The following is a 10,691-nucleotide window of genomic DNA, read 5'->3' on the forward strand; positions in this document are numbered from 1 at the left end:
GCCCACAACGTGTCCCGAGTGCGGAACGACGTTGGCGCCGGCGAAGGAGGGCGACGCCGACATTCGCTGCCCCAATGCCCGGTCCTGCCCTGCGCAGCTGCGCGAGCGGGTGTTCCACGTCGCCGGACGCGGGGCGTTCGACATCGAAGGACTCGGCTACGAGGCGGCCACCGCGCTGCTGAAAGCACAGGTGATCGACGACGAGGGTGATCTGTTCAGCCTCACCGAAGACGAGTTGTTGCGTACGGAGTTGTTCACCACCAAGGCCGGCACGTTGTCCGCCAACGGCAAACGCCTGCTGGCCAACTTGGACACCGCCAAGAAGCAGCCGCTGTGGCGGGTGTTGGTGGCATTGTCGATCCGGCATGTCGGGCCGACAGCGGCGCGGGCATTGGCCACCGAATTCGGCAACCTGGACGCGATCACGTCGGCGTCGACCGAACAACTCGCCGCGGTCGAGGGTGTCGGCCCGACCATCGCCGACGCAGTGACCGAATGGTTCACCGTCGACTGGCATCGCCAGATCGTCGACAAATGGCGATCGGCCGGCGTTCGGATGGCCGACGAGCGCGACGCCAATGTGCCCAGGACGCTGGAGGGCGTGACGATCGTCGTCACCGGGTCGCTGGCCGGCTTCTCCCGCGACGACGCCAAAGAAGCGATCCTGACCCGCGGCGGAAAGGCCGCCGGTTCGGTGTCGAAGAAAACCGATTACGTGGTCGCCGGCGACTCTCCCGGCTCGAAGTATGATAAGGCAGTAGAACTCGGAGTGCCCGTTCTCGACGAGGACGGGTTCCGAAAGCTGTTGGCAGAGGGGCCTTCTGATTCAGGGGAGTAGCGGCAACCGCCACAGCGGGGTCTTCGGTTCCAGCAGCCACATTCGTACCACGGTGAACCTGATCAGTCGAAGCGCGCCGGTGATCAGGATGGCGGCCAAGGGGAGATCACCCAGCACGGCGGTCAGGATCGCGATCCGAAAGTCGTTGGCGCCGGCCGTCATCAGGTCGAACCACGCATCGCAGATCAACAGCACTCCGGTCGCGAACGCGGTCAGCAGCATCACTTGTCGTCGCAGCAGCCCGAATACGACGGTTGCCGCCATCAAGCCGAGCAGTATCAGGTCGAAGCCGACCCAGGTCGCCGTCCAGTCGTGTACCAGATAGTCATCGGGCAGCGCGAAAGCCAGGTACACGATCCAGGGAATCAGCACCAACGTGCCACCGGTCATGATCCCCAGCCAGCCCCAGCGGATCCGGTGCGCCAGGGCGACCGGCAGCAGCTCTGACAGCGGGCGCTCGAGACGTTGGATCAACTGCCGCCGTTCAGCGGGGGACAGCGCGGCGATCTGGGCGTCGGATAGCAAGCTCACACCTGCATGGATACTCCGTCTGCCGGAATATTCAGTGCAGCAGGGTCGCGACGATGCCGGCCAGATACCCGAGCCGGGCCACCTCCGACGGTCGGAATGCCGGGCCACCAGGCCGGCCGAGAACCACCGAGGTGTTCGGGGTGCCCAGTGGAGCCGCGATCAGTGTGGTGTCGAGGTCCCGCCAGACCTGAGGCACCCAATCCTCGGTGGCGTCCAGCGCGATGGCGTGCTCGATGGGCATCCACGGCGCGGCGGTCAGTCGCGTCTCCGGCGCGCCGGGACTACCCGCGATGCTCTCGAACTCATCCTCGGTTTTGCTCAGCACCGTGCACCAGTTGACCCGCAGCACCTGCGGCGCCTCGTCGACCAGCACCTGCAACTTGGCGGCGGTGTTGCCTGCGGCGGCGACGTGGTCGATGAGCGCCAATTCGCGATGGGCGTCCAGGAGTCCGGTGTGCGGTCGCAGGCTGTCCACCCGTACGCCCTGCAGCGCTTCGGCCGCCGTGATCAGTGTGTCGGGCATGCCCCCCGGTGGTAGCTCGACCACGAGATCGTCGATGGCGTAGTCGGGTCCGCGCTCCACGACGTCCAACGAAAGGATGTCAGCGCCTACCGATCCCAGAGCCACGGCCAGTGAGCCGAGGCTTCCCGGTCGGTCGGCGAGCTGAACCCGCAGCAGATAGGACGGCACGCGGTCACTGTTACACAGCGGCGAGCCCTTGGCATGTCGGCGGCGGCCCGGCGCGGGCCGCGTCGTTGCCCGGTTAGGCTTTTCAGCCGTGTCCCAGATTTCCCGCGACGAGGTAGCCCATCTGGCCAAGCTGGCTCGGCTGGCGCTGACCGACGACGAGCTGGACAGCTACGCCGGCCAACTCGACGCCATCCTGACCCACGTCGGCCAGATCCAGGCCGTCGACGTCGCCGGCGTCGAACCGACGGACAACCCGCTCAAGTCGGTCAACGTCACCCGCCCGGACCAGGTAGCGCCGTGCCTGACTCAGCAGGAGGCGCTCGCCGCAGCGCCTGAGGCCCTCGACGGCCGCTTCGCGGTTCCGCAGATTCTCGGAGAAGCGGAATGACCGACATCATTCGGCAGGACGCCGCCACGCTGGCCGCGAAGATCGCCACCAAAGAGCTGTCCTCGACCGAGGTCACCCAGGCCTTTCTGAATCAGATCGCGGCGACCGATGAGCAATACAGCGCATTCCTGCACGTCGCCGCCGATGCGGCGTTGTCGGCCGCCGCAGCCACAGACAAATCCCTGGCCGCCGGCGAGCAGCCGGCGTCGGCCCTGGCCGGGGTCCCGCTGGCGCTCAAGGACGTCTTCACCAGCGTCGACATGCCGACCACCTGCGGGTCGAAGATCCTCGAGGGATACCACTCGCCGTACGACGCCACCGTCACCGCGCGGCTGCGCGCGGCCGGAATCCCGATCCTGGGCAAGACCAATATGGATGAATTCGCCATGGGCTCTTCGACGGAGAACTCGGCCTACGGACCGACCCGCAATCCGTGGAACACCGACCGGGTGCCGGGCGGATCGGGAGGCGGTAGCGCCGCCGCGCTGGCGGCGTTCCAGGCGCCGCTGGCGATCGGCACCGACACCGGCGGATCGATCCGCCAACCGGCCGCGCTGACCGCAACCGTCGGAGTCAAACCCACCTACGGCACGGTGTCGCGCTACGGCCTGGTGGCCTGCGCGTCGTCGCTGGATCAAGGCGGGCCCTGTGCACGCACGGTGCTGGACACCGCACTGCTCCATCAGGTGATCGCCGGACACGACCCACGCGACTCGACGTCGATCCAGGCTGAGGTACCCGACGTCGTCGGCGCCGCTAAGCTCGGCGCCGCAGGCGATCTCAGCGGTGTGAGGGTCGGAGTGGTTCGGCAGCTGCGGGGCGAGGGTTACCAGCCCGGCGTGCTGGCGTCGTTCAACAAAGCTGTCGAGCAGCTGACCGCGCTCGGCGCCGACGTGTCCGAAGTCGACTGTCCTCATTTCGATCACGCCCTGGCCGCGTACTACCTGATCCTGCCGTCGGAGGTGTCGAGCAACCTGGCCCGCTTCGACGCGATGCGTTACGGGCTGCGCGTCGGGGACGACGGCAGCCACAGCGCCGAAGAAGTGATGGCGTTGACCCGGGCCGCCGGGTTCGGGCCGGAAGTCAAGCGACGCATCATGATTGGCACCTATGCGCTGTCGGCCGGCTACTATGACGCCTACTACAACCAAGCGCAGAAAGTGCGCACACTGATCGCGCGTGACCTCGACACCGCCTACCAGTCGGTCGACGTGCTGGTGTCTCCGACGACGCCGACGACGGCATTTCCGTTGGGGGAGAAGGTCGACGACCCGCTGGCGATGTATCTGTTCGACCTGTGCACGCTGCCGTTGAACCTGGCCGGACACTGCGGAATGTCGGTGCCGTCAGGGTTGTCCGACGACGACAACCTGCCGGTCGGACTGCAGATCATGGCGCCGGCGCTGGCGGATGACCGGATCTATCGGGTGGGCGCGGCCTACGAGGCCGCTCGGGGCGCGCTGCCCTCCGCCATCTAGCGCGAGCAGACGCAGACTCGCGTGAAAATCGCTTGTCGCGTGCGATTCTGCGTCTGCTCGCGCCACCGCCCAGCACCCGGCAAGATGAGGGCATGCGGATCGGAATTCTCACCGGTGGCGGTGACTGTCCTGGACTCAATGCCGTCATTCGGGCGGTGGTGCGTACCTGCGATTCCCGTTACGGGTCGTCGGTGGTGGGGTTTCAGGACGGTTGGCGCGGACTGCTAGAGAACCGGCGGGTCCAGCTCGCCAACGACGATCGCAACGACCGACTGCTGGCCAAGGGCGGAACGATGCTGGGTACCGCCCGCGTCAATCCGGACCTGCTGAGGGCTGGCCTGGACCAGGTCAAGCAGACGCTGGATGACAACGGCATCGACGTCCTTATCCCGATTGGCGGTGAGGGCACGCTGACCGCCGCGCACTGGCTGTCCGAAGAAAACGTGCCGGTGGTCGGTGTACCGAAGACCATCGACAACGACATCGATTGCACCGACGTGACTTTCGGCCACGACACCGCACTGATGGTAGCCACCGACGCCATCGACCGGTTGCACAGCACGGCCGAGTCGCATCAGCGGGTGATGCTGGTCGAGGTGATGGGGCGGCATGCGGGCTGGATTGCGCTCAACTCCGGGTTGGCCTCCGGCGCGCACATGACGCTGATCCCCGAGCAGCCCTTCGACATCGACGAGGTGTGCCGTCTGGTCAAGCGACGCTTCCAGCGCGGTGACTCGCATTTCATCTGCGTGGTCGCCGAAGGCGCTAAGCCGGCTGAAGGCTCGATGGAGCTGGCCCAAGGCGGCACCGACGAGTTTGGTCACGAGCGGTTCACCGGTGTCGCCGCGCAGTTGGCGGTCGAAGTGGAGAAGCGGATCAACAAAGACGTCCGGGTGACCGTCCTCGGCCACGTTCAGCGCGGCGGTACTCCGACCGCCTACGACCGCGTACTGGCGACTCGGTTTGGCGTCAACGCGGCCGATGCCGCACACGCCGGCGAATACGGACAGATGGTGTCGCTGCGCGGCCAGGACATCGGCCGGGTGCCGCTAGCCGACGCGGTGCGTCAGCTCAAACTCGTTCCGCAGAGTCGCTACGACGACGCGGCGGCGTTCTTCGGCTGACAGGTCCGGGCGGCGATGGAACGGCTTCCCCGGTGGCCAATTAGAATTGTCGTCATGACTTCTGTGGCGAGCGTTCCCAGTGCTCCTGGGGGCGAACTGCTCGACTACGACGACGTGCTTGCGCACTACGAGCCGGTACTCGGTTTGGAGGTGCACGTCGAACTATCGACCGCTACCAAGATGTTCTGTGGCTGTGCCAACGAATTCGGCGCCGAGCCAAACACCCAGGTATGCCCGGTGTGCCTCGGCCTGCCAGGCTCGCTGCCCGTGCTCAACGAGGCCGCGGTCGAATCTGCGATCCGGATCGGCCTGGCGCTCAACTGCGATGTCGCGCCGTGGGGCCGGTTTGCCCGGAAGAACTACTTCTACCCGGACCAGCCGAAGAACTACCAGATCTCGCAGTACGACGAGCCGATCGCGATCAACGGCTACCTCGATGTTCCGCTGGAAGACGGCACCACGTATCGAGTGGCGATCGAGCGGGCCCACATGGAAGAGGACACCGGTAAGCTGACCCACCTGGGCAGCGACACCGGCCGCATCGCCGGGGCGACAACATCGCTGGCCGATTTCAACCGGGCCGGCGTGCCGTTGATCGAGATCGTCACCAGGCCCATCGAAGGTACCGGCGAGCGGGCACCGGAGATCGCCCGCGCCTACGTCACTGCGCTGCGAGACCTGTTGCGCGCATTGGCAGTTTCCGACGTCCGGATGGACCAGGGTTCGTTGCGCTGCGACTCCAACGTGTCGTTGAAGCCAACGGGCGCAGCCGAATTCGGTACTCGCACCGAGACCAAGAACGTCAACTCGCTCAAGAGTGTCGAAGTAGCTGTTCGCTACGAGATGAGGCGCCAGGGCGCTGTTCTGGAGTCAGGTGGCCGAGTCATCCAGGAGACCAGGCACTTCCACGAGGACGGCTACACCAGCTCGGGTCGCACCAAGGAAACCGCTGAGGATTACCGCTACTTTCCCGAGCCCGACCTGGAGCCGGTCGCCCCCGACAGTGACCTCGTCGAGCGGCTGCGTCAGACCATTCCAGAGCTGCCATGGTTGCGCCGCAAGCGGATACAACAGGACTGGGGTATCTCCGACGAGGTGATGCGCGACCTGGTCAACGCCGGTGCTGTCGATTTGGTCATCGCGACCGTCGATCAGGGCGCACCCATCGAGCAGGCGCGCGCCTGGTGGGGCAACTTCCTGGTGCAGAAGGCCAACGAGGCCGGCATCGAACTCGATGAATTGTCTATCACCCCAACCCAAGTCGCCGCGGTCGTGGCTCTGGTGGACGAAGGCAAGCTCACGACCAAGATGGCCCGTCAGGTCGTCGAAGGTGTACTGGCCGGTGAAGGCGAGCCCGACCAGGTCATGACAGCTCGCGGCCTGGCCGTGGTGCGCGACGACTCGCTGATCAAGGCCGCGGTCGACGAAGCCCTGGCCGCCAATCCCGATGTGGCCGAGAAGATTCGCGGCGGCAAAGTGCAGGCCGCCGGCGCGATCGTCGGTGCCGTGATGAAGGCGACCAAAGGGCAGGCCGACGCGGCGCAGGTGCGCGAACTGGTGCTCGCCGCCTGCGGCTAGCCGGGCCTCAGAGCAGACCGCCGGTCAGCTCGGAGAGCAGTCCCGCCAGCGGGTTACCGACGCCATCCCAGCCGATAGCTTCCGCGATCGCCTGGTCCAGCCCGATCATGGAAGCGATCGGCCCGACCGCCGAGGTGGGAACGTCCAAAGTGGCACAGCCGATGCTGCAGTCTCCAAGCGTTTCGCTGAAGCCGATGCCGTTGAGCAGCGAGCCAGCCGGGCTGAGCAGCCCGCCCAAGTCGAGCACGAAATTCGCATCTGAGGCCGGCAACTGGGCGCCGAAATCGTTGAGCAGTGTCGACAGGTTGATGTTGCCGTAGCCGTTGAGGAGTGCGTTGGTGACGTTTGCCGGCATGTTCAGCAATTCCTGGAGATCTTGCTGAGGAATACCCAAACGCGGAAGTCGCGTGGTCACTATGGTTGTCGACGATGACCAGCATCGACGATCAGCTCCGAGAGCAGACAGTGAACACCGTGCTCGGCCGAATTCGGCTGCAGGTCGGCGGATCTGGCTCGCCGATCGTCTTCTGGCCGAGCCTGCTGATGACCGGCGACATGTGGCATGGGGTGGCCGGCGACCTCATCGCCCGCCGACAGGTGGTCCTCGTCGACCCGCCCGGCCAGGGCGGTAGCCAGCCGCTGACCGACTTCTTCAGCTTCGACGACTGCGCTCGCTGTGTCGCCGACATCCTCGACGGACTCGGCCTCGAGAAGGCGCACTTCGTCGGCAACTCCTGGGGCGGCATGATCGGCGCGACCTTCGCCGCGACGTATCCCGACCGGGTCGGGGGATCGGTGCTGATGAACTGCACCGCCGGCCGGGCAAGTTTCCGCCAGAAAGTCGAGTTCGCGATCCTGCTTCGGGTGGCGAAATGGACGGGTGGGATCGGACCGCTGCTGAATCACTCGGTGCTGAAAGCGTTTTTGGGTCCGACCACCTTTCGGGAGCGTCCTGAGGTGGTGGCGCACGTGACCGGCACGGTAAAGTCCGCCGACATCGCGTCGGCGTCGTGGGCAGTCAAGAGCGTGGTTCCGCGCCGGCCCGACCAGCGGGCGTTGCTGGGCCGGATCCACACGCCGGTGATGGTGGTCGGTGGGGCCGAGGATGCGACGTTCCCGCCCCGCGATGCGATCGAGATGGCCAAGGTCATCCCGGGCGCATCCGTTCGGATTCTCGACGGGGTGGCTCACCTTGCCGGCCTGGAGAACCCGCCCCTGGTGAGCGCGCTGATCGAGCGGTTCTTGTTCAGCGGCAGCGAAAGCGGCACTGTCGCAACGTAATTCCCGACCTATGTCTTGTCGTCGTTGGCCCGCGGGAAGCCGCCGCCCTGCGGGAACAGCGGGAACACCACATCATCCAACTTCTCGGCGTCGCCGCTGGTCTTGTTGATGGTCGCGCCCCAGATGTTGCCGTCGGGCGACATCCGCAGCGCCCACGCGTGTCCGTGTGTGTCCTGGCGGACGACGTCGGGTGGACCGGTGACGGCGCCGGTGCCCTGCGCGAGGTGGACCGCCACCGTCTGCTTGGTGTTGACCAGGTTGACCAGAATGGTGCCGTCCAGCGCCGCGCAGCCACCGACCCCGGGCCGGTCCGGCCACGTCCAGACCGTCGAAACCTTGGAGTCCTTGGTGATTCGCTGCAATCGGTCTGAGGTAGGCGTCCGGTCGACGACGAAAAGCGAGCCGTCGACAGGATCGGTGCACATGCCACCGCCCACGCCGATGCCGCGCAGTGCCGTCGTCGGCGGCGCCTGGTTGATCGTGGTGGGCTGCTCGATGCGAATCACCTTGCCCGCCAGCGATGCCGGGTCGTTGGCCATCGCGGGGTTACCCGCGTCGCCGGTCATCACAACCAGCGTGGTCGGGCTGGTGAACAGCAGAGCACCGGTATTCCCGTTGCCGCCCTTGGGAATTCCGGTCAGGATGTCTTTGGGCGTGTCGCCGTCGGCGACGCGAATGACGCGGTTGTCGGTGGGCGTACTGATGTAGGCATACATCAACCGGTCCTGCGAGTACGTCGGTGAGAGAACGATGTCCATCAACCCGCCGTCACCGGCCGGGTCGACCGGGATGACGGTCTTGACCTTCGGCTCGGCGCTCACCGATACCTCTTTCACCGCGCCCGTGGTCCGTTCAGCCACAAGCGCCGACTTGCTGTCCGGCTGCATCAGCAGGCCGCTGGTGCTCTCCAGACAGCCCTGCATCACCCCGGGCGCGGGACATTCCTTGGGGAACGGCTTGTCAGGCAGCGGCGGCGGAGGGGGTGGCGTCGAACTCGGCGCGCCGTGCCGCTCGGGCTCGGTGGTGAACGGTTGCGACTGCACGTCGTTGAACTGGGCACAACCAGCCAGAACGAGCATCGCCGAGCAGAGCACAGGCATGCCGCGCCGCCCCGACCACCACAACCGCATAGCTGCCAGATTACGGATACGTTCGCGCTTGCGCCCGTGACGGGTACCGCGCAGCGCCCGCATTTGTCCGCAAACGCCGGCGCGTGCCTCGCGACGCGCAAATCGCAACCACGAAAGCGCCGCTCAAATCCCCGATTCGGCAGAATTTGCCCTTACCCTGGCACGGGTGAGCAGTCAACCGAATGACGCACATTGGCAACGACAGGACTCCTCGGCGGTGCCGACTCCGGCGCGGCCGTCGTCCGCGAGCCTGGTCGACCCCGAGGACGATCTGCCGTCGGACACCTACGCGGGCGATTTCGAGACGACGATGATTCCGCACTACGACGCTGCAGACTCCGGCAGTGTCCGGTCGTCGAGCAGCGGGTTCGGGCTGATCGGCGGCAGGCAGGAGCCCTTGCCGTATCAGCCTCAGCCCACCGGTCAGCATGCGATCTTCGCGTCCGACGGCATCGACGAGCACGAGCACCACGACGACGTGGCGATGCGCGCCGCCGACCGCCGCGGCACCCAAGACCTCGGCCTGCTGATTCTCCGCGTCGGCCTCGGTGCCGTCTTCGCCGCGCACGGGCTGCAGAAGTTGTTCGGCTGGTGGGGCGGGGAAGGCCTGAACGGCTTCAAGAACCAGCTGTCCGACATCGGCTACCAGCACGCCGACATCCTCACGTACTGCGCGGCCGGCGGCGAGATTGCTGCGGGCGTGCTGCTGTTACTCGGACTGTTCACGCCGCTGGCGGCGGCGGGCGCGCTGGCCTATCTGACCAACAGCCTGATCGCCGGGATGGCAGCACAGCACAACCCGCGCTCGTTCCCGTACTTCCTGCCCAACGGGCACGAATACGAGATCACGCTGATCGTGCTCTCGACCGCCGTGATCCTGGCCGGACCAGGACGTTACGGCTTCGACGCCGGTCGCGGCTGGGCACGTCGACCGTTCATCGGATCGTTCGCCGCCCTGGTGGTGGGTATCGGCGCTGGTGTGGGGCTGTGGATCCTGCTCAACGGCGCGAACCCGGTGAGCTAATCCGCGTACGGGTTGGGGACGCGGCCTGCGCTGGCCCGGGTCAGCTGCGGCAGCGTCGCGAAGGTGACAGCGGGTAGTCGCAGCTGGTGTCCATTCTCCAGTTGGGCGCGGGCCCATGAGCCTTTGTTGAATCGCAGGCCGACGATCTCCTCCCAGCGCACCGACTGGCTGCCGAGCAGCGTACGCACGGTGACTCCGGTGTCGTCAGCCTCGGTCCGAAGCCGCACGATCAACGCCGACAGCACCACCGGGATGATCAGCAGGGGAGCGGACGCCGGCCACGTCTGCACCGGGATGAGTAGGCCGAGGGCGAAGAAGCCCACCGCGATATGCGCCATCGGTGAGATGTTGAGCACCACTTGCGGTGCGGGCGCCGCTTCCTGCGACGAATCTCCTGCCATGCAAGCATCATGGCATCGACGCCTGACCTGGGTCGCCCCCGGAATCTGGCGGCTGCCGGGATTTGACGTTTGACCAGTACGGCGGCTACCGTCGTGGGGCGATGAACACTTTTGGAGAGCTCGTAGTAATCCGCCTGCGCGTTGGTGCCTGACTGATCAAGCCAGACCAACGCGCAACCCTCGTGCAGCTGCCCTGAGCTGACGGGGGTTTTTTGTTGCCCGTCGAC

At 66.2% G+C, this 10,691-nt stretch carries 12 protein-coding genes; 7 read left to right on the forward strand and 5 right to left on the reverse strand.

Annotated elements, in window-relative coordinates:
• Positions 1-838 (forward strand): helix-hairpin-helix domain-containing protein (locus tag ACQY5A_RS01100; protein ID WP_428338529.1); only part of this gene is annotated, 838 nt, incomplete at its 5' end.
• Here the strand turns inward: ACQY5A_RS01100 and ACQY5A_RS01105 are convergent.
• Together ACQY5A_RS01105 and ACQY5A_RS01110 are read right to left on the reverse strand one after the other, a co-directional pair.
• A complete protein-coding gene (locus tag ACQY5A_RS01105; protein WP_428338530.1) occupies positions 827-1,369 on the reverse strand; it encodes a hypothetical protein in 543 nt (180 codons plus the stop codon). The two genes, ACQY5A_RS01100 and ACQY5A_RS01105, sit on opposite strands and share 12 nt — an antisense overlap.
• 31 nt (positions 1,370-1,400) lie before the next feature.
• A complete protein-coding gene (locus tag ACQY5A_RS01110; RefSeq protein WP_428338531.1) occupies positions 1,401-2,060 on the reverse strand; it encodes an amino acid-binding protein in 660 nt (219 codons plus the stop codon).
• An 88-nt stretch (positions 2,061-2,148) separates the two neighbouring features.
• On the opposite strand from ACQY5A_RS01110, the gene gatC reads away from it, so the two are divergent.
• The 4 genes from gatC (at position 2,149) to gatB (ending at position 6,628) form a co-directional block, all read left to right on the forward strand.
• Positions 2,149-2,448 carry an Asp-tRNA(Asn)/Glu-tRNA(Gln) amidotransferase subunit GatC gene (gene gatC / locus ACQY5A_RS01115; RefSeq protein WP_428338532.1) on the forward strand — a complete coding sequence of 100 codons (300 nt, stop codon included), beginning with the start codon at positions 2,149-2,151 and terminating at the stop codon, positions 2,446-2,448.
• Entirely contained in the window at positions 2,445-3,926 is a 1,482-nt protein-coding gene (gene gatA, locus ACQY5A_RS01120; protein WP_428338534.1) for an Asp-tRNA(Asn)/Glu-tRNA(Gln) amidotransferase subunit GatA, read from the forward strand. Before gatC ends, gatA begins: the two co-directional genes overlap by 4 nt.
• A gap of 92 nt (positions 3,927-4,018) precedes the next feature.
• A complete protein-coding gene (locus ACQY5A_RS01125; RefSeq protein ID WP_428338535.1) occupies positions 4,019-5,050 on the forward strand; it encodes an ATP-dependent 6-phosphofructokinase in 1,032 nt (343 codons plus the stop codon).
• 54 nt (positions 5,051-5,104) lie between these two features.
• Complete coding sequence (gene gatB, locus ACQY5A_RS01130; RefSeq protein WP_428338536.1) at positions 5,105-6,628, forward strand: Asp-tRNA(Asn)/Glu-tRNA(Gln) amidotransferase subunit GatB; 1,524 nt, start codon at positions 5,105-5,107, stop codon at positions 6,626-6,628.
• Between the two features lie 7 nt (positions 6,629-6,635).
• Here the strand turns inward: gatB and ACQY5A_RS01135 are convergent, their stop codons facing one another.
• Entirely contained in the window at positions 6,636-7,043 is a 408-nt protein-coding gene (locus ACQY5A_RS01135) for a hypothetical protein (protein ID WP_428338537.1), read from the reverse strand.
• 14 nt (positions 7,044-7,057) lie between these two features.
• Here ACQY5A_RS01135 and ACQY5A_RS01140 point away from each other — a divergent pair, with 14 nt between their 5' ends.
• Entirely contained in the window at positions 7,058-7,909 is an 852-nt protein-coding gene (locus ACQY5A_RS01140) for an alpha/beta fold hydrolase (RefSeq protein ID WP_428338538.1), read from the forward strand.
• An 8-nt stretch (positions 7,910-7,917) separates the two neighbouring features.
• Here ACQY5A_RS01140 and ACQY5A_RS01145 read toward each other — a convergent pair whose 3' ends face one another.
• Positions 7,918-9,039: a PQQ-dependent sugar dehydrogenase gene (locus ACQY5A_RS01145; protein ID WP_428338539.1), complete on the reverse strand. Its 1,122-nt coding sequence runs from the start codon at positions 9,037-9,039 to the stop codon at positions 7,918-7,920.
• A gap of 166 nt (positions 9,040-9,205) precedes the next feature.
• On the opposite strand from ACQY5A_RS01145, the gene ACQY5A_RS01150 reads away from it, so the two are divergent.
• The gene (locus tag ACQY5A_RS01150) at positions 9,206-10,063 is read left to right on the forward strand and encodes a DoxX family protein (protein WP_428338540.1); all 858 of its coding nucleotides are present in this window, start codon (positions 9,206-9,208) and stop codon (positions 10,061-10,063) included.
• On the opposite strand, the gene ACQY5A_RS01155 is transcribed toward ACQY5A_RS01150, so the two are convergent.
• Positions 10,060-10,464, reverse strand: coding sequence for a PH domain-containing protein (locus ACQY5A_RS01155; RefSeq protein WP_428338541.1), 405 nt, complete (start codon positions 10,462-10,464; stop codon positions 10,060-10,062). The genes ACQY5A_RS01150 and ACQY5A_RS01155 overlap by 4 nt on opposite strands.
• Between the last annotated feature and the right edge of the window lie 227 nt (positions 10,465-10,691).

The organism is Mycobacterium sp. (genome assembly GCF_965277065.1).
GTDB lineage: Bacteria > Actinomycetota > Actinomycetes > Mycobacteriales > Mycobacteriaceae > Mycobacterium.